The sequence below is a fragment of the Olleya sp. R77988 genome, from assembly GCF_044594215.1.
Classification (GTDB): domain Bacteria; phylum Bacteroidota; class Bacteroidia; order Flavobacteriales; family Flavobacteriaceae; genus Olleya.
In genome coordinates, this window is the sequence record NZ_CP138988.1 from 2,184,546 (window position 1) to 2,208,477 (window position 23,932).

Below are 23,932 nucleotides of genomic sequence, written 5' to 3' on the forward strand. Positions count from 1 at the left end.
GTTATATATTTTATTTTTTCTTTATAAAAGTACTTACTTTATTTTATATTGAAAATAATTTGTAACAAATTAATTAGTCGTTCGTCGTAATAGAAACCAACAAACCAAAATGACACAGTCAGAGTTTTTAAAAATAGTAATGCCTTTTAAAGATAAGGTCTTTCGTTTAGCAAAACGATTACTAGTGTCGCGTGAAGAAGCAGAGGATGCAACACAAGAGGTTTTGTTGAAGTTATGGAAAAATAAAACTAAAATTGAAAGCTATAAAAACGTAGAAGCATTTTCAATGACAATGACAAAAAATTTTTGTTTAGACAAATTAAAATCTAAACAAGCGCAAAATTTAAAAATAGTACATAATAATTATCAAGATCATACAGTAGCGCTTCAAAAGCAATTGGAATTAAACGATAGTATGAAATGGGTAGCTAAAATAATTGAAGACTTGCCAGAACAACAAAAGCTAGTCGTACAATTAAGAGATATAGAGCAATACACATTTGATGAGATTGCAAAAATGTTAGAGATGAATCCTACTGCTGTACGTGTAGCTTTATCAAGAGCAAGAAAAGTAATAAGAGAAAAATTAACCAAAGCACATAATTATGGTGTTAAATAATATAGAAAATTTACTAGAAAAGTACGAAAACGGAGAATCAACTCTACAAGAAGAAGCACAGTTAAAAGACTATTTTTCGCAAGAAACTGTAGCACCACATTTAGAGCATTACAAAGCTGTTTTTGGATATTTTTTAGCAAACCAACAAGAGGCTTTTACTAAAGACCTTCCACTAAACACTAAAAAACAATTTAATTTTAAGTGGTTAAGCGTTGCAGCAGTAGCAGTACTTATGTTTGGTATTTACTTTAGTAGACCTGTTGATCCAACAATTACTGAAGAAGATAGATTAGCGTACAATGAAGCAAAGTCTTATCTAGAATTGGTGTCAAAAACCTTAAATAAAGGAACCGCTCAAATTAATTATTTAGGAGCCTTTAATAAAGCTGGCACACATGTTGACTATTTAAAAGAAATGGAGAACCCGATTGGTAGAATATTTAAAAATTAACAATCACAAAAAAAACCAGAAAAATGAACACAATAATTAAAAATAAAAATAAAATGAAAAATTATATAATAATTACAGTAATGGCAATTTTAATGATGCCATTAACAGGAATGGCTCAACAAGATATTTTTGAGAAATATAGCGATAACGAAAACGTAAGTTATGTGTCTATTAAACCAAAGATGTTTCAAATGTTAGCTAAGATTGATATTGATACAGATGATGCAGAAGCTAAAGCATACATGGACATGGTAAATAGTATTACCAGTTTTAAAACCATGGCTACAGGAGACAAAGCTATTGCAAAAGATATTGCAAAATGGGTAACAACACGTAGTGGGTCTTTAGAAGAATTAATGGAAGTTAAGGATAACGGAATGGTTATTAAGTTTTACATAAAGCAAGGTAAAGACGATGATCATGTTAGTGAGTTGCTAATGTTTATAAACGGTCTTGAAGCAGTAATGAAAGATTCTGAAATTAAAATAAATGGAGAGGATCGTACTATTGAAACCGTTGTTATTTCATTAACAGGAGACTTAGATTTAAATCACATTTCAAAGCTAACTCAAAAAATGAACCTTCCAGGAGGTGAAGAGTTAGAAAAGAAAAGTAAAAACTAAGCATTATGAAAACACCATTTAAAATTGTGTTCTCTTTACTATGTTTATCTCTGTTTTTGGTAAGTTGTAAAGATGAAAACTCAATACAAACCTATTTTGTAGATCATCAAGAATTACCAGCGTTTTCTAGCTATAGTGTGTCTTCTAGTGTAGTAGATTTTTCTAAAGCTAATTTAACAGAAGAGGAGAAAGCAACCTATAAGTCTATTGATAAGTTAGATATTTTAGCTTATAAAATGAATGATGGAGAGGTAGATGTTTACGCTCAAGAATTGGATAAAGCAAAAGCTGTTTTTAAAAACAAAAAGTATGAAGAGCTAATGGAGTTTAAGGACAAAGGTATTAATGTAAACGTTAGTACAATTGGAACCGATGATACTGTAGACGAGTTTTTAGTGCTAGCAAGCTCCAAAGATGTAGGTTTTACTGTAGTAAGAGTATTAGGAGACAATATGAAGCCAGAGCAGTTGATTAAATTAACAGACAAATTGCAAAATGCAGATGTAGATGAAGGTCAACTTAAAAATCTTATGGATTTATTTAAATAATAATCTATAGTTTAATGTGAATGTAAAAGGCTTATCCATTGGATAAGCCTTTTTTTTATTTTTGGATGTCTTCTTCTAGACGGTCTGTTTGTTTAGTTTCTGCACTTTTAATTATAACTATATTAATGATAATAACTAAGTAAATAATAATTACAAGACCTATGTAATACGGATTGTTTAAAAGCCCAGTTATGCCTCCAAAAAAGAAGAGGAGTAAAGTTATACCACAAAGTCCTAAAGCTGTATTATCGCTAACCATTGTTATATTCCTGTATAATTACTAGGTGATATTGCTTTTAATTCTGTTTTAATTGCATCACTAACCTCTAAAGTATCAATAAAATTTGAAATAGACGCTTTATTAATAGCTTCATTTGTTCTTGTTAACCCTTTTAATGCTTCATATGGATTAGGATAACCTTCACGTCTTAAAATGGTTTGTATTGCTTCTGCAACTACAGCCCAATTGTTTTCAAGGTCTTCTGCAAATTTAGGTTCATTTAGCAACAATTTACCTAAACCTTTAAGTGTCGATCCAAAACCAATTAATGTATGCCCAAAAGGGACACCAACATTACGTAATACAGTACTGTCTGTTAAATCACGTTGTAATCTAGATATTGGTAGTTTTGCAGATAAGTGTTCAAAAATAGCATTAGCTATTCCTAAGTTACCTTCAGAATTTTCAAAATCTATAGGATTTACTTTGTGTGGCATTGCGCTACTACCAACTTCGCCTTTTTTAATTTTTTGTTTAAAATAGTCCATAGATACATAAGTCCATACATCTCTGTCTAAATCTATAATAATGGTGTTAATACGTTTTAAACAATCAAATAAAGCAGCCATATGGTCATAATGCTCGATTTGTGTGGTTGGAAAAGAGTGTTGTAACCCTAATTTTTCTTGTACAAATTGTCCACCAAAAGCTTTCCAGTCTATAGTTGGGTAAGCTACTTTGTGTGCATTAAAGTTTCCGGTTGCTCCTCCAAATTTTGCAGCACTTGGGATGTCGTTTAATAAATTAAATTGCTCTTCTAGACGTACTACAAACACTTCAATTTCTTTTCCTAAACGTGTTGGAGATGCTGGTTGACCATGTGTTCTGGCTAGCATTGGAATATCTTTCCAGTCGTTAGCCAAACGTTTTAATTCTTTTAAAACATTAAAATACTCTGGTACGTATACATCATTCATTGCATCCTTTATACTTAAAGGTATTGCAGTGTTATTTATGTCTTGAGAGGTTAATCCAAAATGGATAAACTCTTTATATTCGCTTAACCCTAAGGTGTCAAATTGTTCTTTAATAAAATATTCAACCGCTTTTACATCGTGGTTGGTTACTTTTTCAATGTCTTTTATAGCTTGTGCATTTTCAGAAGTAAATGACTTGTATATTTCACGCAAGGCTTCAAATTGACTACTATCAACATTTTTTAGTTGAGGTAATGGGATTTCGCATAACGCAATAAAGTATTCAATCTCTACTAAAACACGATATTTAATTAGTGCTTCTTCAGAGAAAAAATCTTGTAGTTTTTCAATTTTATTTCGGTAACGACCATCAATAGGAGAGATGGCATTTAGTTGGCTTAAAGACATAAAAATAGTTGTTTTTTAACAAGCTATAAAGATAGTTGTTTTAGATAGAAGACTAAAGCGATTACCTTTAAGAATTTAATAATTATTCAATACTATTTTTTAATTTTTTTCAAGATATGTCTTGCTCTAGCTTTAAACGCTGCACTTTGCGTGTGGAAATCGCGTTCTAAGATGATAACTAATTCTGGATACACCCAGTCATAATCTTTACCAAACAGATATAAAGCATTCATCCCATAAGCTTTTGGTGCTACTTTAACATCATTAATTAAATAATCAAAACAAGCTTCAATTATTTTTTCTTTATGCTTAGGTTGTAAAGCTTGTTTTATTTTTGAAGGTTCTTTTCCGTAGTATGCTTTTGCAAGATATTCGCAAATTTTTGCAACAGGTCGTTCTGCAGAGTCTAAATGAACTTTACCCATGTTTTCAGTAAATCTATCTAAATAAGGGATGATAGCTTCTAGGTTTTCGCCACACATAAACTCGAAAACCCAAGCAGCACGTGGAGAAATTTTATCGTCAACCATAAACAAGACATCCAACAGTTTAGGGATTAATTCCGGATTGTTTATGACTAGATTTGCATAGTATAAACGCTTCTCGCGCGAATGATTAACATAATTTAATTCTTGATATAAGGTGTCTGTCGTCAAAGATTTTATTATTTTTAAAGTCTAAATGTATTAAATAATGAAAATACTTAAAAAAATTGGACTGCTTTTATTAGTTGGATTTATAATTGCTCAATTTTTTTCACCAGAAAAAAACGAAGGTAATACAGAAGATTTATCTGCCTTTTTTGCAGAAACAAAACCTTCTGATGAGGTTAAGACAATACTAAAAAGCTCTTGTTTTGATTGTCATTCAAGTAATACAAGGTATCCTTGGTATAATAAAATAACACCAGTTAATTTTTGGTTAGCTGCACATGTAAAAGATGGAAAAAAACATTTAGATTTTTCTAAATGGGCAAATTATTCTGTAAAAAGAAAAGACCATAAATTTGAAGAAATTGCAGAAGAAGTTGAAGAAAAGAAGATGCCATTACCAAGTTATACTTGGACACATGGTGAAGCAAATCTTACAGAAACACAAATCCAAGCACTAGTTAAATGGGTTGAGCAAGTAAGAACAGGATATGCATTAGCACCAAAACCGCAATAATCACACTATAATTAATCTAATTTGAATAAATCCCTCTTAATAATTGGCTTTGTTTGGCCAGAACCTAAAAGTTCTGCTGCTGGATGTAGGATGATGCAGCTTATAGATGTTTTTCAATCACAGGATTATGTTATAACCTTTGCATCTGCTTGTGCTAAAACAGACAATGCTTTTGATTTAGATAGTATTGGTGTAAAAACGGAACATATTATTTTAAACGATAGTAGCTTTGATACGTTTATTACAGATTTAAACCCATCAATAGTCTTGTTTGATCGCTTTATGGTTGAAGAGCAATTTGGTTGGCGAGTTGCAGAACAGTGTCCAGATGCACTTAGATTGCTAGACACAGAGGACTTACATAGTTTACGTAAAGGACGTCAACAAGCCTTAAAAGATCAAGCATTTTTTGATAAAAGCTATTTGCAAAATGAAACCGCTAAACGCGAAATTGCAAGCATATTAAGAAGTGATTTAACTTTTATGATATCTCAAGTTGAGATAGAAATATTGGTCAATCAATTTAATATTGACGAGCATTTATTATACTATCTACCATTTTTGTTAGACCCAATTTCTCCAGAAACACAAAAGAAAAGCCCAAAGTTTAAAGACCGAAACCATTTTATTACCATTGGTAATTTTATGCACGAGCCTAATTTTGATGCAGTACTATTTTTGAAAGAAGAGATTTGGCCACTAATAAGAAAACAACTACCAAAAGCAGAAATGCATATATATGGATCTTATGTATCTGAAAAAGCAATGCAATTAAATAACCCAAAAGAAGGTTTTTTAATAAAAGGATTTGCAGAAGATGTTAATAAAGTCATGCAAGACGCTAAAGTATGTTTGGCACCATTACGTTTTGGAGCAGGTTTAAAAGGAAAGCTAATAGATGCTATGCAAAACGGAACCCCTTGTGTAACCACAACTATTGGAGCAGAAGGGATGTATGGAAGTTTAAAAGACACCAACGCTTTTATTGAAGACGATGCTAAAGCATTTGCTATGCAAGCTGTCGAGCTGTATTCTAATAAAATTTACTGGAACGGAAAGCAAAAAAATGGCTTTATGATTATTAATACGTTTTATGATAAAGCTATTTATACTAAAGACGTGTTGTATAAAGTAGAAGTTTTGCAAGCAGGTTTAAAAAGCCACAGACAACAACACTTTTTAGGACAAATACTAATGCATCATACTATGCAAAGCACCAAGTTTATGAGTCGTTGGATTGAAGAAAAAAATAAGAAATAATAATAATCAAGACAAAGAGAGTTAAGAAACAAGACAAAAAAAAGAGCCAAGATTTAAAACCTTGGCTCTTTTTTTATAGACCAATTGACATTAGTCATTTAACTATGCAGTAACTTCGCTTTTCTTTATTTTTCTGTAAGGAAAAGAATTAAAAATACTACGTTTTGCAAAGCGCGTTTGTTTATCGCTTTGAGAAAACTTAATGTATAACCCTTTGTTTACACCAAAATACTCATAAGTATCACCATTTAAAAAAGTAACCTCTAATAATAAGCCTTTATGTTTCCAATCCATAATTGGACTAGTTATAGTTGTTGCGTATTGGTCTTTATTAGCCTCAATAGTTTCTGGAGATATACTTACTAAAAAGTGGTAACCATCAATTACTTTTCTGCTCATTAACTCTGCTTCTTGTGCTTTATCGTCACCTTCTTGGAATTTGTCAGGATGCCACTCTTTAACCAAATTGCGGTAAGACTTTTTTAACGTTTTTAAAGATAGATCTTTATCTACGTTAAATAGTTTTTTGTACTCATTAATACGCTTCATAATAGGTGCTATTTTTAATAAGGCGCGAAAATAGGCTTTTGTTTTTAATTGAAGGTTAGAAAGTTATAAGAATTTGATTTTTAGAGAGGTTTTGAAGTTAAACTAACGGTCTTGTGTATGGTTAGTTGCGTTGTTAAGCAACTAATTTAGCAAACTTTTACAAACCCGAGAAAATTCCGCAGGAATTTTCGTAAGTAAGCACTTAAAAAGCAATTAATTATACACGGTGTTACCTGCTGGCTTTTTAATCAGTTCAGTTTTCATAAATGGCTAAATTCAAATTTCAGAGTAAGTTCCGTTAAGTTAATTTCCGCATCAATTGGTTCCATTTTATTTCCCAAGTCCATAAATTCAAAACCAGTATTTGTTTTAAACCAACTTCCACGATATTTTGTTTTTTTCAAAGAGTCAGTTGCGTTTTTAAAATAATCAATATTCTCTTGTCCTGCGAGTCTGTAACGTCCAGTTTCACTTCTGAACTTACCAAGTTGGTCATAATATGGTTCAGATTCTATTTGCTCAACAATTCTTTCGAGGTCATTTTTGTTCAGTTCTATTTTCAGTTTTAGAGTGTAATCACTTTCAAATCCATTATGAGAAACATCGTCATCCTGTATTATTTTATAATCATTTCCAAGCTCAATATTTAATTCTTTTTCCAATAGTATTATCCGCTTTTCTTGATTCGAGCAAGATGTAAGTAAACATACTATAAGAATAAATTTAAAAATGTTTTTCATTGGTTTGTTCAGCTTGCAGGTAACGTTTCACTGATATGACATCGTTTTAATGATTTATATCAGTAGTTAGTTTAACTTCGAAGTTAGCTTAAAAAAATGACAAAGTCAAGTTTTTAAAAACACATAATACGTTGTTTTTAGGGTAATAGTTAGCACGATTTAAACATTTTTTTAAAGCGTTTAGGCAAGTCGTCAATTATATAAAGTGCTTCCTTTGTAAAAGGATGTGTAAATTGTAAAGAAAAAGCATGTAGATACATGCCTTTTCCGTTTAAAATTAATGGCTCTACACCATAGTCTTTATCTCCTAAAATAGGGTTGCCAATACTAGATAAATGCTTACGTAGTTGGTGTCGTCGTCCTGTCAATGGGTTTAGTTGTACTAAATTTAGTGTTCCAAAACGTTTGGAGGCAACAGATTGGCATAGTGTATATTTTGAATGCGATGGTTTACCATCAATCATAGTTGTTATGTTTCCATTAGTTTCCATATTACCAATAGTAACTGCGTAGTAGGTTTTTGTAATGGCTCTGTCTTTAAATACCTGGTTTAAAGCACGTATGCTACTGCTTGTTTTACCGACTAATAAAATTCCTGTGGTTGCATAATCTAATCTGTGTATAGGTTGTGGGGTACAGCGATCTGAAAGTGTACTTTTTTGTAAGTTTTGTATTAATGCTGCTGCAACGGTTTTAAAACAATTTCCGCTAACCAAAATACCAGCAGGTTTATGGATAACAGCTAAGTAATCGTCTTCAAAAAGCACCTTAAGTTTAAAAATCAATGTCCTTTTTGGAGTAGTGTTTTCTTTAATGGTTAGTTGTATGTGTTCTCCTCCATAAATATAAGTTGCAGATGTTGCAACAACATCGTTAACCGTTATAAACTGTTTTTTTAGCGCTTTTTTTAAAGCAGATTTTGTAAAAGCAGCTGTAAACACACCAACACAATAGTCTTGTATTCTAATAGCAGTAGGTTGTTTTGTAGCAATATGAATTTCGATTTGAGCGATAGGTTTGATGGATTTTATACTTCGAAGGTACTTGAAATTTTAGACAAAGTCAAATTATAAATGGGTTGGATTTCAACACTTTTTAGTACTTTCGCAACTCTTAAAAAACAGACCATGATTTCTATAGATAATTTAGCAGTAGAGTTTAGCGGAACCACTTTGTTTAGTGATGTGTCTTTTGTGATTAATCCAACAGATAAAATTGCTTTAATGGGTAAAAATGGTGCAGGAAAAAGTACCATGATGAAAATTGTTGCTGGAGCACAAAACCCAACAAGAGGTCATGTTAGAGCACCAAAAGATGCAGTAATAGCTTACTTACCACAGCATTTATTGACTGAGGATGATTGTACTGTTTTTGAAGAAGCTGCTAAAGCTTTTAAACATGTCTATGCAATGCGTGACCAGATGGAAGCGCTTAATAAAGCATTAGAAACCAGAACGGATTACGAGAGTGACGAGTATATGTCCATTATAGAAAAAGTATCTGATTTAGGCGAAAAATACTATGCTTTAGAGGATGTAAATTATGATGCAGAAGTCGAGAAAGCATTAAAAGGTTTAGGTTTTAAACAAGAAGACTTTACCAGACCAACTAAAGCGTTTTCTGGTGGTTGGCGTATGCGTATTGAGTTGGTTAAAATTTTATTACAAAAACCAGACTTAATCTTATTGGATGAACCTACTAACCATATTGATATAGAGTCTGTTATTTGGTTAGAAGACTTTTTACTTAATAAAGCAAATGCTGTTATGGTAATATCGCATGATCGTGCTTTTATTGATAATATTACCAATCGTACTATTGAGGTAACAATGGGTCGTATTTATGACTATAAAGCCAATTATAGTCATTATTTACAATTGCGAGAAGATAGACGCAGTCATCAAATAAAAGCGTATCAAGAACAGCAAAAATTTATTGCAGATAATATGGCTTTTATTGAACGTTTTAAAGGAACATACTCCAAAACAAACCAAGTCACGTCAAGAGAACGTATGCTTGAAAAGTTAAAAATTATTGAAGTGGATGAGGTTGATAACTCTGCTTTAAAATTAAGTTTTCCGCCAGCTCCAAGATCTGGAGATTATCCTGTAACGGTTGAAAGTTTAACTAAAAAGTATGACGACCATATTGTGTTTAAGGACGCTAATATGTCTATTAAAAGAGGTGAGAAGGTTAGTTTTGTTGGACGTAATGGAGAAGGTAAGTCCACAATGATTAAATCTATTTTAGGCCAAATAGATTTTGAAGGACAATGTAGTCTTGGACATAATGTTAAAGTTGGTTATTTTGCCCAAAATCAAGCTGCTTTATTGGATAACGACTTAACCGTTTTTCAAACGGTTGACGACGTTGCAAAAGGAGATGTTAGAACAGGAGTTAAAAATATTTTAGGTCGCTTTATGTTTAAAGGCGATGATATTGATAAAAAAGTTGGTGTATTATCTGGAGGAGAAAAAACTAGGTTAGCAATGGTTAAATTATTGTTAGAACCTGTTAATTTATTGATTCTGGATGAACCAACTAATCACTTAGATTTAAAATCTAAAGATGTTTTAAAAGACGCATTAAAGACTTTTGATGGTACGCTAATTTTAGTGTCTCATGATAGAGATTTTTTACAAGGATTATCAGAAAAGGTATTTGAATTTAAAGACCAACGTGTTATTGAGCATTTTGAAACTATTGATGCCTTTTTAGAGCGTAACAGAATTAAAAGTATTGCTGATATTAATTTGAAGCAGTAGAAATATACTTTTTAAATCCCAAACTTATCCTCAATTTTTTCAACCGCTCGTTTTAAAAAAGGTGGTGGATTAAAACGGTATCCAAAATAGAGACTTGCATAACTTTTATCGTTAACCAGACTTTGTGTACTGTTTTTGTTGATTGCATTAGAGTCAAAATTAAAACTGGCTCCAGCACTAATCGTTTCGGATGTAAATCCAAATTGTAAGGTTACGTCCAAAGCACGTGTTAAAAAGGTGTTTTTGCTTATAATATCGTTTTGTTTTTCTGTTGAAAAACGTAAACCCAAAGCTGGTGAGATAGAGGAGGAGATAAACCAATGGTTTTGAAAAGCCCAAGTGTAATAATACGCTGGAGCTAATGAAATATCAAAGCTATTGTCTGTTATTTTTTTATTATCGATAGTATTCCTTAAACTATTAAACCCATATTTTAAAGTTGGCACAAAACTTCCTGCAGTTTGACGTTGCCATTCTGTGAGATGTGTCAAGTGTTTTAACGAAAAATTAGTGTTTAGGACATAAGATGTGGTTCCAATCCAACTAGAGGTTTGTAACTCCGGAAATTGTGCTAGTAAACTAGCATTATTATCTTGGTAAAACCCTTTTACTTTTCGGTATTCAATACTTTGTATCCATTGGTCTAAAAAAATATTTAACTGAGAGTTTAAAAACTTAGATTTAAAATCAGAATCTTTACTACTTGGTGAAAACCCGATTTTTAGGCCTAAAAATTTATAGTTAGCAGCAACTTCCAATCTATAAGTGTTATTAGCATTTACTAAAATGGATTGATTGTTATTTTGAATAGAAAAAGACTCGGTTTGTGTATTGATATTTGATTTTAATAGTAATTTTTCTCTAAATGAAATCACAGAATTCTGACAGTACATCTTTACAGAAAAACACAGTAATACTATTAAAAACAGTGCTCTCATAATTATAATATTGAAATAAATTGATTAATACCTTTTGTTGCAGTTTCTGCGATAACCGTTAGGTTTTTTGTACTTGATATTGATGGATTTGGATCAATGAAAAACTTAGGGATATTTTCTGGCACATAATGCATTAAACTAGCAGCAGGATACACTTGTAACGATGTGCCAATAATTAATAGTTTGTCAGCAGTTGCACAAATCTCTACAGCTTTGTCTATTAATGGCACAGCTTCGCCAAACCAGACAATATGTGGTCTAAGTTGGTTTCCGTTTTGGTCCAAATCTCCAAGATTTAGGTCTTTTTTCCAGTCTAAAATTTCAGGTTCGTTTTTTGTACTTCGTACTTTAAATAACTCGCCATGTAAATGGATCACGTTTGTACTTCCAGCTCGCTCGTGTAAATCGTCCACGTTTTGGGTAATTATTGTCACTTTAAAGTGTTTTTCTAAGTTAGCTAACTCAATATGTGCTGTATTTGGATTGACCTGTAAAAGCTGCTTCCTACGTTGGTTGTAAAATTGTAACACCAATTCTGGGTTTTTAGCAAACCCTTCAGGAGATGCTACTTCCATAACATCGTGTCCTTCCCACAATCCATTGGCATCTCTAAAGGTTTTTAAACCACTTTCGGCACTCATACCTGCTCCAGTTAAAACGACTAGATGTTTCATGATTAGTTGGTTTTAAGTTTCCAGGATTTATAATCTTCAGATTCTACAAGGATGTTTAAAATATTTTCGCCAAATTCATCATCCTCTTCAATATATTGAATCATTTCATCACGATCATAGCCCTCTTTAATTAAAGAATCCAAGTAGGTTGTGGCTTCATTAAACTTTTTTAGCATGACTAAAGTATTTAAATAACCAGATTGACCTTCAAAAAAACCATCATAGTTTTCGATCATGTATTTAAACTTATGCAAAGCAAAATCATAATTCTGATCTTGAAAAGCAATGGTAGCTTTAAAAAAGTTTAAAAAATCATCTTCAGTTTCGGTTTGCAGTTGATCAACAACTTGTATAGCTTCAAAATAATTATTTTTATAGATATAATAATCAATTTTATTTAATGCAATAGTTGGATCATTTTCATATAGAGCAATTAATTCTTCTAATGATTTTAAATACTTTTCGTCGTCTATATGACTTGCAGTTAAAGATTTAAAAATCATAAAAAACTTGTCTTTAGAAATCGCAGAAGTTGTGTTATCTAATAGTTTATAAGATTCTTTAAAGGCTCCAATTTTATTAAGCCTAGTTGCTTTTATTAGGTTTGTTAAGCCATCATCTTCGGGAAGTTTTATAACTCCCAATATTTTTTTATTGGAAAAGGCATAACTCATTATTCTAGCAAATGTATTTGAAAATATCTCTCCAGTAAGATAAATGTAGGTGTCCGAAAATAACATTACTCCATCTTTTTTATGAATTCTGTAATCATGATAATTAAGTCCTGTTTCAGAGGAATATAGCCTAAATAACACGTAGTAGGTTTGTTGTTCTTGATCGTATCTATATTTTATAAAATTATAATAGGATCCATTTTGTACTTCTTCAATAATTTTATTTGGAAAAGCAGATATACCTTGTTCTATACCTTCAATAAATCCATTAGTTTCCTCTTTATCTAAAACTATATTTTGGTTATAATCCATGACGCGTTTTATAAAAACATTTTTATAAAACTTAGAAATAAACTGGTCTGGTTTATTGTTGTTTATTGAGGCTTCAATAAAATTTCCAAGTGCAATTACTTTATTGGTGTTTCCTTCATTAAAAGCTATTGTATCTCTAGGGTTTTGTTTTGTTATTTCATTAGAAAACACATTGTAAGAGTGTAATAAACAAAGCAATAAAGTTGTTAGTAGGTTTTTAAGTTTCATTATTTTCAATACATGTATTTTTTAAAAGCATTAAAATAACACTTATTTATTAACTAATAATTATTTAATAAAGTATATATAAACAATACTATTAAATACTAAACTGGATTAGTTTACAATACTAAATAGTTCATTTTTTTTACTACTTTTGAAATCTGATTATAAACATAAGATTAATTCCCTTTAATATCTTAATGCTTACAAAAAATAAGTCATTCATTTTAAAAAAATTAATCTATGAAAACCCTCAAGTATTTTATCATTTTATTTACTATTACTCTTTTTACTAATTGTGCTAGTGATGATACACCAGAAGTAATTACCCAATTAGAATCAAGAATTTTTGACATTGAAAGTTTTGAAAATTCTGGAATTTTTGGAACAGCAAATTTTATTAAAAATTCAAATAGTACAATTACTATAGAAATTAATTTGGTAGGTACAACAGCAGATCAAGATTATCCAGCACATATCCATTTTAATACTGCAGCAGAAACTGGAGAAATAGCGGTAAGTTTAATTTCGGTTGATGGTACTACAGGACAAAGCAATACAACATTTAGTAGATTAGACGATAATACAATTGTTACTTATGAAGAGTTATTGGATTATGATGGTCATTTTGTAATACATGAAAGCGAAACAGATAATGCAATTGTTGCACAATCTGATATTGGACAAAACGAATTAACAAATAGTTTTATTAGTTATCCACTAAACGAAGCAACAGTAACAGGGTTATCAGGCACAGTTACCTTTACAGAACGAGTTAATGGTGAAGCTTTAGCTGTAATTGAATTAACAGGAAGTCCAGCAGGAGGCGTACATCCAGCACATATACATGCAGGAAGTGTAGCAACTGCACCAGGAGCTGTTATGTTTAGTTTTGCATCTGTAGATGGAACAACAGGAATTAGCAGGACTAACGTAGATATGTTAGATAACGGAACACCATTTGGATATAGTGACGTATTAACAATGGATGGTTATGTAAACGTGCACCTAAGTGCAACTAACTTAGCTATTTTAATTGCTCAAGGAAATATAGGAGCTAATTAATATATAAAAAAACGTATTTTATTAAACCTGATGCTAAAACCATCAGGTTTTATTATTTTTAAGGCATGATAGATTTAGAATTATTAAAACATCTTGAAAGTTATTTAACAGAACATAGGTTAGAGCGCTTTAATACTGTTATTAGTCAGCGCACAAAGCATTTTACTGTTGCAACAGAAGATGTGTATCAATTACACAATACTAGTGCTGTAATGCGTAGTTGCGATGTTTTTGGAATCCAAGAACTAAATATAGTAGAAGAAACTAATACTAAAAACATTGATAGAGAAATTGCAATGGGAGCACAGAAATGGGTGGATTTAAAACGGTTTCATTCTGTTAATGATTGTATCAAGGATTTAAAACAAAAGGGTTACCAAATAGTTGCTACAACACCACATACAGACGACTGTGAGTTGTATGATTTTGATGTTACTAAAAAGTCTTGCTTTTTCTTTGGAAGAGAAACAGAAGGATTGTCTGAAGATGTTTTAAAACAAGCAGATAGTTTTTTAAAAATACCAATGGTTGGTTTTACCGAAAGTTTAAATATCTCTGTTAGTGCAGCTATCATATTACAGCACGCAACGTCTAAACTAAAAAAGACTGATATTAATTGGCAGCTTTCTGATGCAGAAAAACAAGAAAAAAAATTGGATTGGTGTAAAAAAACAATTAAAAGTTATCAGGAAATTACGGAAAGGTTTTATAACAATCAACACTAGTTTTTAAATACGCTTTTTACGACTACGATTTAAAACCTTGTATTCCTCATAACACTCACTAATAGCATCTAAAACTTGTAAATCATTTGCAGTAGTTACAAACTCTTCAGAGTAGTTACATTGGCTTACAATCTCGTCTAAATCTACTTTGTTAACACCAAGTAATGCTGTTAATACTTCTCTGTCAAAACGTGCAGCTAAAGTGTTTCGGATATTATCATCCTCTTTCATCTTTTTTAGCTTACGTAACTCTTTTCCTTTTTTACTAAAGGTGTTATATAAAAAGTCTAAAGGGTTAAAAATAGAGCCTAAAACTTTGGTTACAGCACTTGGTTGTTTTTTTCCAGCTTCATAACCATTTGATAGTCCAGAGATGCTATATCTGTAATTTGTATTTACATTTACCTGCTTAATATCTACTTCAAGATAACCTGTTAATTTAAGTCCTGTTACAACAACTTCTTCTAGCGCTAAAGCTAGCTCTGTAAGTGTTATGGTAGATTTTTCAATTTTATCAACCCAATCATTAGTTACTTTAACTTTAATAGATTTAAAACCTAAATAGGAAAGGTGTAATGTGTCATTGGCTTGTGCACGTAATTCAAATTCTCCTTTAGCATTGGTAGCTGTACCAATAACTTGATTTAAGTTAACTATGTTTACGTTTTCTAAAGGGTATTTAGTAGTGGCATCAATAATAATACCTTTTACTGTAGATTCAGATTTTACAGTTGTAGAATCTGTAGTTTTTTTAGTTATAATTTCTTTAGTCTCTGTAGTGTTTTTATCCTGAGCAAAACTGAAAGAAATACTAAAGCAAAGTAAAAATGTAAGTATGTTATATTTCATCTAATATGTATAGTCGTATAAAAATACAAAGAAAACGCTAAAAACAGCGTCTTCTTTATATTTTGACTAAATATTAACAAAAAGGTTTAATTATTTTTAAATAATTAGTCCTTACGTCTAGAACGTGTTGGTCTAGAGTGTGATGTTTTAAATATTGATTTGTCTCTGTCTGAACGTGATGATCTATTGTCAGAATTTCCAGAATCATTTCTTCTTCGGTCACCTCTGTTTCCAGAATCTCCAGAGTCACTTCTTCTAGAACGTCTTTCTCCTCTTGGCTTGTCATCTCTACGTCTACGGTCTCCACCACCATCACGACGTCTTCCGCCACCACCTCTGTTTCTGTCACGACCTCCACGACCACCTCTGTCTTCTGTAACTTCTACATTAACAAAGCGTCCGTTGTCTTTAAAATCTGTAAAAAAGGCTAATACCTTTTCTTGGTGTTCTTTTTCTGTATTAAAGAAAGAGAATGTTTCTTTTACATCCACTTTAAAAACATCATCACGACCTAAGTTTAATTGCTCCTTTAAAAAATCTTTAAGCTTCATCCAGTCATAACCATCTTTTTCTCCAACATTAATAAAGTAACGTGCTGCATTTCCAGAAGAAGGACGACGGTCACGACCACCATCACGACCAGAATCTCCAGCTGCAACATTAAGGTTTTTAGATTTTTGATAGTAATTAAAGAAACGTGTAAACTCTACAGAGAAAAATTTCTTAATTAATTCTTCTTTGCTTGTATCTTCAAATAAAGTATTGATATCATCTAAATACTTATCAATCTCATGATTAATTTCTGTATTATGAATCTTATTTGCTAATGACATTAACTGTACTTCGCAAATTTCCATTCCGTTAGGAATTTCTTTTTTCTCGAATTTTTTATTAATAATACGCTCAATACTTTTTAATCTACGGATTTCGCTTTTAGACACGATAACCATAGAAATACCAGTTTTTCCAGCACGACCAGTACGTCCACTTCTGTGCGTATAAGTCTCAATTTCGTCACTTAATTGGTAGTTAATTACGTGTGTAATATCATCTACATCAATACCACGTGCAGCAACATCTGTTGCTACTAACATTTGTATTTGACGTGATCTAAATTGCTTCATTACTATATCACGTTGATTCTGACTTAAATCACCATGTAAAGCTCCAGCACTATAACCATCTTCAATTAAATTTTCTGCTACTTTTTGTGTATCACGTTTTGTTCTACAAAAGATTACAGAAAATATATCTGGATTAGCATCAGCCAAACGTTTTAAGGCTTGGTAACGGTCTCTAGAGTTTACTAAATAATACTCATGAGATACATTAGATGTGCTTTCGTTTTTATGACCAACAGTAATTTCCTGAGGGTCATTCATAAATTTCTTTGCAATAGTTGCTACTTCTCTAGGCATTGTTGCAGAGAATAGCCATGTGTTTTTGTCTTCAGGAGTACCAGAAAGGATATCTGTAATATCTTCTTTAAAACCCATGTTTAACATCTCATCTGCTTCATCTAAAACCGAATATTGGATTTTAGTAATATCAACTAATCGTCTGTTAATCATGTCCTTCATTCTACCAGGAGTTGCAACAATTACTTGTGCACCACGTTTTACTTCACGTGCTTGGTCAGTAATGCTTGATCCTCCATAAATAGCTACTACGTTTAAACCTTTACAATGTTTACCGTAGGCTTTCATTTCGTTTGCAATTTGCAAACAAAGCTCTCTAGTTGGAGATAGTATTAAACCTTGAGTTGTACGACTAGTAATGTCTATTTTTTGTAACATTGGAAAACCAAATGCTGCAGTTTTACCAGTTCCAGTTTGTGCTAATGCAACTAGATCTGTCTCTTCGTTTAATAAAATTGGAATTGCTTTTTCTTGTACTTCAGATGGTGTAACAAATCCTAAATCTGCTATACCTTTTAAAAGGTCTTCGTTAAGACCTAAATCTTGGAATGTGCTCATTCTTTTGTTATGTATTTCAATGTCAATCTATTTTGGTGTTACATATAGAAGTGCATTGAACATACTTAACCTAAAACTTCTAGTAACACATCCTCTCTCTGAGGAGTAATAAACGCTAGTGCGTTTTTTCAAGTTGCAAAGGTACGATATTATTTTAGATTATCAATTTTTTGAAATTGAATGGGAATATTGGTTGTAAATTTGAGGGTCTCGAAAGTAATTGAACGTTCAGTATAAGAAACGTAGGGCAGGTGGTAAGCACTTTCGTTTCGATTTATTACTTAGCTAAATATAAATATTTTGCTTTTATCTTTTCTATTATAAATGCCAAATTTTATATTTAGCGGACTTTGTAAATAAGCACAGACCTTTCGGTTTATCACAAATGCCCTATGTTTTTTATACCTTGTTACCTGCTTTACTTTTTTACTTATTTATATCCGTATATTTTCAATTCGTCTTCTGTTTTATCGTATTCAAAATGCCCTAAAGAAGTCATAATTTTTTTAATTTCAATTAATGGCTGAGAAATAATTTCAGAAGTTAACTTTTCATTTCTATTCCATCTTTCTATTTCGTGTTTTTCAGGTATTAAAATCCACTCAATTTCTTTAAACTTAAAAGGACCTATTGCACTAACATCTCCAAATCCTGTGGTGTCAAATCCTCCAAAACGAAATTTATATTTTCTGTCTTCTAGAAGGAACTTGATATATGCAGATTGAATGTCAAATTTATTTTCTTCAATTTTTGTAAACAATTTGAACCATTTTGTATTACTCATAAAACTTGTTCTCTTCGAAATCTCTTTGTTCAGTTTTTTAATATGAATTCCATAATTATCTAATTCCAAATCTGATTTTTTTAACCACAGTGAATTGTTAATTTGGTTGTGATTTTCAAGATTATAGTCGTTTAAATTATTTTTAAATAATACAAGAACTCTACCATTCTTAATGTTTTCATTTTCTATAACCCTCCCTGTTTCTCCAATTAATTTCCAATAATTCTCATTCTCATTTACTTTTTCAGAAGAAGTGAGTGTTCCCAAAAATGATTTTAGTCTGACTGGAGTGTCTTTTTCAATTTTCATATCGAGTTTGATTGTATTGCAGGTAACTATTTCACTGATATGATATCGTTTTAATGATTTATATCAGTAGTTCAATTACTTTCGAAGGTAGTTGATTTTTTTTTAAAAGTCAACTATTGTTCTTTTATAAAACATTTAATGTAACTCGTTTTGACCTATTAATTTTATTATTTTTTTACTAATTAATTCTAATCCATTAAAGTTCCAATGTGTGTCATCAAGATGGTAAAGGTTTTTTGTATTTGATTTATTATACTGGTTAAATATGTTTTGAGTATTTATGACTTCTACCTTATTAAGGCTAAGTAAAGCATCTAATTTTGGAATAAAATCTGGTTGTTTTTTAAGTGGTATTTTATCAAAATAAACGGTTTCTTTATTTGGTATTGGAAGAAAGATAAAACGAGCACCTATAGACTTGCAATAGTTTTTGTAAGACTTTATTGTTTTAACAATATCGTCAATTTCATCATAATTATATTTTTGATTTTTTCCATTTAAAAAAGACATGGTTGAGTCTGTCTTACCAGAAATACCATTACCATGTTTTGATTTTAGTCTTGCTTTTAAATATTTAAAAGAATACAGTCTAATTATTTTATCTTTAAAAATAGAAAATTTAGATGCTTTTCTATTATGGACTTCTCCTACATTATCTTTAATTGGAGCAGGAATATCTCTTTCTATTTTACTAAAGATAACTAGCTTAGGTTTTTCAATAATATTATTGCTTATTAGGCTTATAAAATCATTAAAACTTGCAGGAGCCATGTTGTAAACTTCTGTGTTTAATTTGTTTTTTAATACATTGGTTAGGGTAGAGTCTTGTGTTAAACCAGAACCTGTAATAAAAGAATCGCCAATTAATACAATGTTAGGTTTTTTGACAAACACATCGTTTCTATAACCTAATTTATCTGTAATCCAATGTTCTTTTTTTATGATGGCATGTTCTGTATGATGGAGTAAGTCTCCTGAAGAGTGCATGTTTAAGTCTTGATTTGGGTAAAAAGGAAAAGCAACGCCATTTTTGTTATTATATTTAAGCGCTTCCCAAGGTCTATAGGCAAAAGTGTCTACAGGTAAAAAACCATCAATTAAAAAAACTGATAAGGGTAATATAAAAAGGATGATTTTAATAATAAATTTTTTCATAAAACAGAACTGAAAATATTTAGTTGTTCCCAATCGTAAGGTAATTTAATTTTTTTAAAGCCAAATACAGTACAGTTATAAAATGTTTAATTATTGGTTATTATTTCCTTATTGTCTATATTTAACGATATTAAAAAAAAGATTCGATTATGAAAAAATTACTGTTTGCACTTTTGTTTTTAATGTTAGGAGTTAATCTACATGCTCAAGAAACAGAAGTAGAAGTTACAGAAGGTACAGAAACTGCTGAGTCTGATGATAAAGTAAAAAGAGTAATGGAACTAATGAGAAAAGAGATTGACATGATTGTGGATGAAGACGTTTTTAAGAGTGTTGGTAATAATACATATGTGTCAGAAGAGCCTAAAGCTGTACTTTTAGCTATGTACATTCCGGAATCTTATGAAGTAAGTAGAACAAAAATGAATAATCCGCCTGAAGATGGGTTTGTAGTTTCTGATACAGGAGAGAAAGAAGTTAATGGAGTAAAAGTCTTGTTTATGGAAGGTACAAGTAATACCCAAGGTGTTACAATGACCAATGCAATTTATTGTATGGAAATAGATGAAAACACTTGTATGATGGTTATGGGAATGTTAGAAGAAAATGCAGATCAAAAATATATTGATATAATTAACCGTTCTATAAATTCTGTTATAAAAAAGTAATTTTTATATCTTAATTTTAACAAAAAAAGTCCAGCATATTGCTGGATTTTTTTATTATAATTTGATTAAATAATCAACTAACAATTGTACAGCTTTACCACGATGTCCAATTTTATTTTTTTCGTCTAATGAGATTTCTGCAAAGGTTTTAGTGTAATCTTCAGCTTTAAAAATAGGATCATAACCAAAACCTGCTTCTCCTTGTTTATTTACTGTTATTTCTCCTTTGCAAATACCTGTAAAGGTTTCTAAAGTATTATTTATATGCAATGCAATGACTGTTTTAAACTGTGCCTTTCGGTTGTTTTTATCTTTTAGATTTGTTAATAATAAATCCATGTTGTCATTTGCATCGCGTTGTGGTCCAGCATAACGCGCACTAAAAACACCAGGTTGGTCATTTAACACCTCAACTTGTAATCCAGTATCGTCTGCAAAGCAATCCATACCATAGTGTTGTTTGATGTATTCTGCTTTTTGGATAGCATTACCTTTTATAGTTAATTGCGTTTCTGGAACATCTTCAAAACAACCAATATCCTTTAAACTTAATAGTTTTATATGATTTGGTATTAAGCTTTGGACTTCTTTTAGTTTATTTTGGTTGTTTGTTGCGAAAACGATTTGCATAACTCTAATTTTTAGGCAAATTAAGAATAACTAATAATTTATGTAACTAAAACTAAATAATTGTGTCTAATCAAGTATGAAAAAAATAATTTTAATAAACGCAATAGTTTGGGCTGTAATTATATTAGTAGGGTCTTACCTTTTTAAAGAAAATCCAAATTGGAAATATTTTTTTGCAATTGTATTAGTCGCTTTCTCTATTATTAATGGTTTTTTATCCAATAAAATCAAGAAAGACAAGAAAAACTGTTCAATTTTAAAATAAGAAAACCTAAATTTAATTAATATGAAAAAATATATTAGCCTTTTAAGTATCGTCCTTTTTATGTCTTGTAATGATTCCGAATATTCGAAGAATATCATAGGTGATTGGGACTGTACTAATTGGACTAATGTGGTTACTGAAGATAGTGGTTGCAACGGTGTTTTTTTTGCATTTGATGCAAATATGACTTACGAGTCTAAAATACAATCAGATTTAGCCAAAGGAAGTTATAGAATTGAAAATGGTTTGTTGTATTGTACACCTAATGATAAAATGGAAATAGCTGTTGAGATCCTTAAGTTAAACAAGGATACTTTGCAGTTTACAATGAGTCGTTCGGGAAATAAAGAAGTAATGACACTTTTAAAAAAGTAAACCATATTTACATTAAGCGTGAAATATAAGATTACAAATCAAGACCTTGAAAAAAGGAGCTATGGCTTATCATTTAAGTCTTTTGATAACAATTTTTTACACTATATCGAAAACCAACAAAAGCTAAAAAATCCTGTTTTAAGCGATGTTAATATTGACAAGTTAGAGAAAACAACTTTAAAAAATATAAATCAAAGTATTGTTTTATTTTCACTTTTTGGACTATTGTCTTCTTCTTACGGATTGTACATTTTGTTTAATTACAAGCCTAGATTAGCAGTTAATTTATATACACAGTTTCCTTTAATAGAAAATGGATCGATTCCAATAGTTTTAGGACTTGCTTGTTTGGTTGGTTGTGTATATAGTTATTTAAAACGGGATGCAATATTGGTTACTAAAGTTAAATCTAAATTAATTGAAGATTTAAAAAAAGAAAAACAAGAAAAGGATTTAAAGAGTTCTTCTTTTGTATCTAAAAAACAAAAACGTTTTAGGCAAAAATTTACTGGACATAAAAAAAGAAACGATAAAGGTCTTATCGATGATGATAAGGTTCATTTTTTAAAATAGTAAATCCACGATATAGCTGCTCTATAACAAACAAACGTACCATTTGATGAGAAAAAGTCATTTTAGATAAGGATACTTTTCCTTGAGCTTTAGTATACACGTCTTTACTAAAGCCATAAGGACCACCAATGACAAAAACCAGTTGTTTGATTCCAGAATTCATGTGTTTTTGTAGGTAATTAGAAAACTCAACACTATCAAATTGTTTTCCGTTTTCATCTAACAAAATTAAAACATCAGTAGGTTTTAGTTTGTTTAAAATAAGCTCGCCTTCTTTTTGTTTTTGTTGTTCTTCACTTAGGTTTTTAACCTTTTTTAAATCTGGAATTATGTCTAAATCAAATTTAATATAAAAACCTAAACGTTTTGTGTAATCTTGAATTAACTGTTGTAGTTGCTTATTATCGGTTTTACCTATAGCAAGTAGTTTTATGGTCATATGCAAATTTACGATTTAAGATATAAGATTCATAAATTTTTTCATCTGATAAATCATAAACCAAAAATGTATTCTTATTTTTACATCAAACAATTTTGAAATGATAAGTAAAGCTCAATTTGACAAAGAAATAGAATTAATTATAACCAATGCTATTAGAGAAGATGTTGGAGATGGTGATCATAGTTCATTATCGTGTATTCCTAGAACAACTAAGGGAAAAGCAAAGCTTTTAGTTAAAGACGAAGGGATTATCGCAGGTGTAGAATTTGCAAAACTAGTCTTTAATTACGTAGATCCAAACATGACTGTAGAGACACTTATTGAAGACGGAAGTCATGTAAAATATGGAGATATCGTATTTTATATTACAGGAGCATCGCAATCTATTTTAAAAGCAGAACGTTTAGTACTAAACGCCATGCAACGTATGAGTGCAATTGCAACTAAAACAAGACAATTTGTAGATTTATTAGAAGGTACAGGAACAAAAGTTTTAGATACACGTAAAACCACTCCAGGAATTAGAGCTCTAGAAAAATGGGCTGTTAAAATAGGAGGAGGAGAAAACCACAGATTTGCCTTGTATGATATGATTATGCTTAAGGATAATCATATAGATTTTGCTGGCGGAATTACAAAAGCTATCGACAAAACAAAGCAATATTTAAAAGATACTAATCGCGATTTAAAGATAATTGTTGAAGCAAGAGATTTAGACGAAATTAAAGAAATCTTACAATCTAAAGGTGTATACCGAATTTTGATTGATAACTTTAATTACGAAGACACAAAAACAGCAGTAAAATTAATTGGTGACCAATGTTTAACAGAAAGTTCTGGAGGAATTAACGAAAAAACAATACGTGAGTATGCACTTTGTGGTGTTGACTTTATATCGTCTGGAGCGTTAACACATTCCGTTTATAATATGGATTTAAGTTTAAAAGCAGTAGATTAGAAACTTTATAA

General features: G+C 30.7%; 29 protein-coding genes. 14 read left to right on the forward strand and 15 right to left on the reverse strand.

Annotation, left to right across the window (positions count from 1 at the left end; translation table 11 throughout):
- Window positions 1-109 precede the first annotated feature (109 nt).
- From SJY17_RS09930 to SJY17_RS09945, 4 genes are read left to right on the forward strand one after another with little or no spacing between them, the layout of a single operon-like run.
- On the forward strand, window positions 110-619 hold the full coding sequence (locus SJY17_RS09930) for an RNA polymerase sigma factor (protein WP_397362402.1): 510 nt from the start codon (window positions 110-112) through the stop codon (window positions 617-619).
- Window positions 606-1,070 carry a hypothetical protein gene (locus SJY17_RS09935; protein WP_397362403.1) on the forward strand — a complete coding sequence of 155 codons (465 nt, stop codon included), beginning with the start codon at window positions 606-608 and terminating at the stop codon, window positions 1,068-1,070. Before SJY17_RS09930 ends, SJY17_RS09935 begins: the two co-directional genes overlap by 14 nt.
- 53 nt (window positions 1,071-1,123) lie before the next feature.
- A complete protein-coding gene (locus SJY17_RS09940; RefSeq protein WP_397362404.1) occupies window positions 1,124-1,693 on the forward strand; it encodes a DUF4252 domain-containing protein in 570 nt (189 codons plus the stop codon).
- Window positions 1,694-1,698: 5 nt separating this feature from the next.
- The gene (locus SJY17_RS09945; protein WP_397362405.1) at window positions 1,699-2,241 is read left to right on the forward strand and encodes a DUF4252 domain-containing protein; all 543 of its coding nucleotides are present in this window, start codon (window positions 1,699-1,701) and stop codon (window positions 2,239-2,241) included.
- Window positions 2,242-2,296: 55 nt separating this feature from the next.
- On the opposite strand, the gene SJY17_RS09950 is transcribed toward SJY17_RS09945, so the two are convergent.
- From SJY17_RS09950 to SJY17_RS09960, 3 genes are all read right to left on the reverse strand, one after another.
- On the reverse strand, window positions 2,297-2,500 hold the full coding sequence (locus SJY17_RS09950) for a hypothetical protein (RefSeq protein ID WP_397362406.1): 204 nt from the start codon (window positions 2,498-2,500) through the stop codon (window positions 2,297-2,299).
- Between the two features lie 2 nt (window positions 2,501-2,502).
- Window positions 2,503-3,846, reverse strand: a complete 1,344-nt coding sequence (purB, locus tag SJY17_RS09955; RefSeq protein ID WP_397362407.1) for an adenylosuccinate lyase — start codon at window positions 3,844-3,846, stop codon at window positions 2,503-2,505.
- A 92-nt stretch (window positions 3,847-3,938) separates the two neighbouring features.
- On the reverse strand, window positions 3,939-4,502 hold the full coding sequence (locus SJY17_RS09960) for an adenylosuccinate lyase (protein WP_397362408.1): 564 nt from the start codon (window positions 4,500-4,502) through the stop codon (window positions 3,939-3,941).
- A 37-nt stretch (window positions 4,503-4,539) separates the two neighbouring features.
- Here SJY17_RS09960 and SJY17_RS09965 point away from each other — a divergent pair, with 37 nt between their 5' ends.
- Window positions 4,540-5,013 carry a heme-binding domain-containing protein gene (locus tag SJY17_RS09965; RefSeq protein ID WP_397362409.1) on the forward strand — a complete coding sequence of 158 codons (474 nt, stop codon included), beginning with the start codon at window positions 4,540-4,542 and terminating at the stop codon, window positions 5,011-5,013.
- 21 nt (window positions 5,014-5,034) lie between these two features.
- A complete protein-coding gene (locus tag SJY17_RS09970) occupies window positions 5,035-6,273 on the forward strand; it encodes a glycosyltransferase (RefSeq protein ID WP_397362410.1) in 1,239 nt (412 codons plus the stop codon).
- A gap of 102 nt (window positions 6,274-6,375) precedes the next feature.
- Here the strand turns inward: SJY17_RS09970 and SJY17_RS09975 are convergent, their stop codons facing one another.
- The 3 genes from SJY17_RS09975 to SJY17_RS09985 all read right to left on the reverse strand — a co-directional run bounded on the left by SJY17_RS09975 (window position 6,376) and on the right by SJY17_RS09985 (window position 8,503).
- Window positions 6,376-6,822, reverse strand: a complete 447-nt coding sequence (locus SJY17_RS09975) for a KTSC domain-containing protein (RefSeq protein WP_397362411.1) — start codon at window positions 6,820-6,822, stop codon at window positions 6,376-6,378.
- A 260-nt stretch (window positions 6,823-7,082) separates the two neighbouring features.
- A complete protein-coding gene (locus tag SJY17_RS09980) occupies window positions 7,083-7,484 on the reverse strand; it encodes a hypothetical protein (RefSeq protein ID WP_397362412.1) in 402 nt (133 codons plus the stop codon).
- 227 nt (window positions 7,485-7,711) lie between these two features.
- The gene (locus SJY17_RS09985) at window positions 7,712-8,503 is read right to left on the reverse strand and encodes an RluA family pseudouridine synthase (protein ID WP_397362413.1); all 792 of its coding nucleotides are present in this window, start codon (window positions 8,501-8,503) and stop codon (window positions 7,712-7,714) included.
- Window positions 8,504-8,689: 186 nt separating this feature from the next.
- Between SJY17_RS09985 and SJY17_RS09990 the strand changes: the two genes are divergently transcribed.
- Window positions 8,690-10,327 (forward strand): ABC-F family ATP-binding cassette domain-containing protein, encoded by a 1,638-nt coding sequence (locus SJY17_RS09990; protein WP_397364872.1) that lies wholly within the window; start codon window positions 8,690-8,692, stop codon window positions 10,325-10,327.
- 11 nt (window positions 10,328-10,338) lie between these two features.
- Here SJY17_RS09990 and SJY17_RS09995 read toward each other — a convergent pair whose 3' ends face one another.
- From SJY17_RS09995 to SJY17_RS10005, 3 genes are read right to left on the reverse strand one after another with little or no spacing between them, the layout of a single operon-like run.
- On the reverse strand, window positions 10,339-11,220 hold the full coding sequence (locus SJY17_RS09995) for a DUF4421 family protein (protein WP_397362414.1): 882 nt from the start codon (window positions 11,218-11,220) through the stop codon (window positions 10,339-10,341).
- A 47-nt stretch (window positions 11,221-11,267) separates the two neighbouring features.
- Complete coding sequence (locus SJY17_RS10000; RefSeq protein WP_397362415.1) at window positions 11,268-11,939, reverse strand: SIR2 family NAD-dependent protein deacylase; 672 nt, start codon at window positions 11,937-11,939, stop codon at window positions 11,268-11,270.
- Between the two features lie 2 nt (window positions 11,940-11,941).
- Window positions 11,942-13,153 carry a tetratricopeptide repeat protein gene (locus SJY17_RS10005; protein ID WP_397362416.1) on the reverse strand — a complete coding sequence of 404 codons (1,212 nt, stop codon included), beginning with the start codon at window positions 13,151-13,153 and terminating at the stop codon, window positions 11,942-11,944.
- Window positions 13,154-13,390: 237 nt separating this feature from the next.
- Here SJY17_RS10005 and SJY17_RS10010 point away from each other — a divergent pair, with 237 nt between their 5' ends.
- Together SJY17_RS10010 and SJY17_RS10015 are read left to right on the forward strand one after the other, a co-directional pair.
- A complete protein-coding gene (locus SJY17_RS10010; protein ID WP_397362417.1) occupies window positions 13,391-14,212 on the forward strand; it encodes a hypothetical protein in 822 nt (273 codons plus the stop codon).
- Window positions 14,213-14,277: 65 nt separating this feature from the next.
- Window positions 14,278-14,937, forward strand: a complete 660-nt coding sequence (locus SJY17_RS10015; RefSeq protein ID WP_397362418.1) for a TrmH family RNA methyltransferase — start codon at window positions 14,278-14,280, stop codon at window positions 14,935-14,937.
- Window positions 14,938-14,940: 3 nt separating this feature from the next.
- Here SJY17_RS10015 and SJY17_RS10020 read toward each other — a convergent pair whose 3' ends face one another.
- The 4 genes from SJY17_RS10020 to SJY17_RS10035 form a co-directional block, all read right to left on the reverse strand.
- Window positions 14,941-15,786, reverse strand: coding sequence for a carboxypeptidase-like regulatory domain-containing protein (locus SJY17_RS10020; RefSeq protein ID WP_397362419.1), 846 nt, complete (start codon window positions 15,784-15,786; stop codon window positions 14,941-14,943).
- A 104-nt stretch (window positions 15,787-15,890) separates the two neighbouring features.
- The gene (locus SJY17_RS10025; protein WP_397362420.1) at window positions 15,891-17,762 is read right to left on the reverse strand and encodes a DEAD/DEAH box helicase; all 1,872 of its coding nucleotides are present in this window, start codon (window positions 17,760-17,762) and stop codon (window positions 15,891-15,893) included.
- A 430-nt stretch (window positions 17,763-18,192) separates the two neighbouring features.
- Window positions 18,193-18,855 carry a DUF6678 family protein gene (locus SJY17_RS10030; RefSeq protein WP_397362421.1) on the reverse strand — a complete coding sequence of 221 codons (663 nt, stop codon included), beginning with the start codon at window positions 18,853-18,855 and terminating at the stop codon, window positions 18,193-18,195.
- Window positions 18,856-18,990: 135 nt separating this feature from the next.
- Entirely contained in the window at window positions 18,991-20,010 is a 1,020-nt protein-coding gene (locus SJY17_RS10035; RefSeq protein WP_397362422.1) for a hypothetical protein, read from the reverse strand.
- A gap of 149 nt (window positions 20,011-20,159) precedes the next feature.
- On the opposite strand from SJY17_RS10035, the gene SJY17_RS10040 reads away from it, so the two are divergent.
- Window positions 20,160-20,678, forward strand: coding sequence for a hypothetical protein (locus tag SJY17_RS10040; RefSeq protein WP_397362423.1), 519 nt, complete (start codon window positions 20,160-20,162; stop codon window positions 20,676-20,678).
- A 54-nt stretch (window positions 20,679-20,732) separates the two neighbouring features.
- Here the strand turns inward: SJY17_RS10040 and SJY17_RS10045 are convergent, their stop codons facing one another.
- The gene (locus SJY17_RS10045) at window positions 20,733-21,308 is read right to left on the reverse strand and encodes a non-canonical purine NTP diphosphatase (RefSeq protein WP_397362424.1); all 576 of its coding nucleotides are present in this window, start codon (window positions 21,306-21,308) and stop codon (window positions 20,733-20,735) included.
- Window positions 21,309-21,384: 76 nt separating this feature from the next.
- Between SJY17_RS10045 and SJY17_RS10050 the strand changes: the two genes are divergently transcribed.
- From SJY17_RS10050 to SJY17_RS10060, 3 genes are read left to right on the forward strand one after another with little or no spacing between them, the layout of a single operon-like run.
- Window positions 21,385-21,573: a hypothetical protein gene (locus tag SJY17_RS10050; RefSeq protein WP_397362425.1), complete on the forward strand. Its 189-nt coding sequence runs from the start codon at window positions 21,385-21,387 to the stop codon at window positions 21,571-21,573.
- 60 nt (window positions 21,574-21,633) lie between these two features.
- Window positions 21,634-21,948 (forward strand): hypothetical protein, encoded by a 315-nt coding sequence (locus tag SJY17_RS10055; protein WP_397362426.1) that lies wholly within the window; start codon window positions 21,634-21,636, stop codon window positions 21,946-21,948.
- An 18-nt stretch (window positions 21,949-21,966) separates the two neighbouring features.
- Window positions 21,967-22,521 carry a hypothetical protein gene (locus SJY17_RS10060; RefSeq protein ID WP_397362427.1) on the forward strand — a complete coding sequence of 185 codons (555 nt, stop codon included), beginning with the start codon at window positions 21,967-21,969 and terminating at the stop codon, window positions 22,519-22,521.
- On the opposite strand, the gene rlmH is transcribed toward SJY17_RS10060, so the two are convergent.
- Entirely contained in the window at window positions 22,487-22,960 is a 474-nt protein-coding gene (rlmH, locus tag SJY17_RS10065) for a 23S rRNA (pseudouridine(1915)-N(3))-methyltransferase RlmH (protein WP_397362428.1), read from the reverse strand. The two genes, SJY17_RS10060 and rlmH, sit on opposite strands and share 35 nt — an antisense overlap.
- Before the next feature lie 100 nt (window positions 22,961-23,060).
- Between rlmH and nadC the strand changes: the two genes are divergently transcribed.
- Window positions 23,061-23,921 carry a carboxylating nicotinate-nucleotide diphosphorylase gene (gene nadC, locus SJY17_RS10070; protein WP_397362429.1) on the forward strand — a complete coding sequence of 287 codons (861 nt, stop codon included), beginning with the start codon at window positions 23,061-23,063 and terminating at the stop codon, window positions 23,919-23,921.
- Window positions 23,922-23,932: the final 11 nt, after the last annotated feature.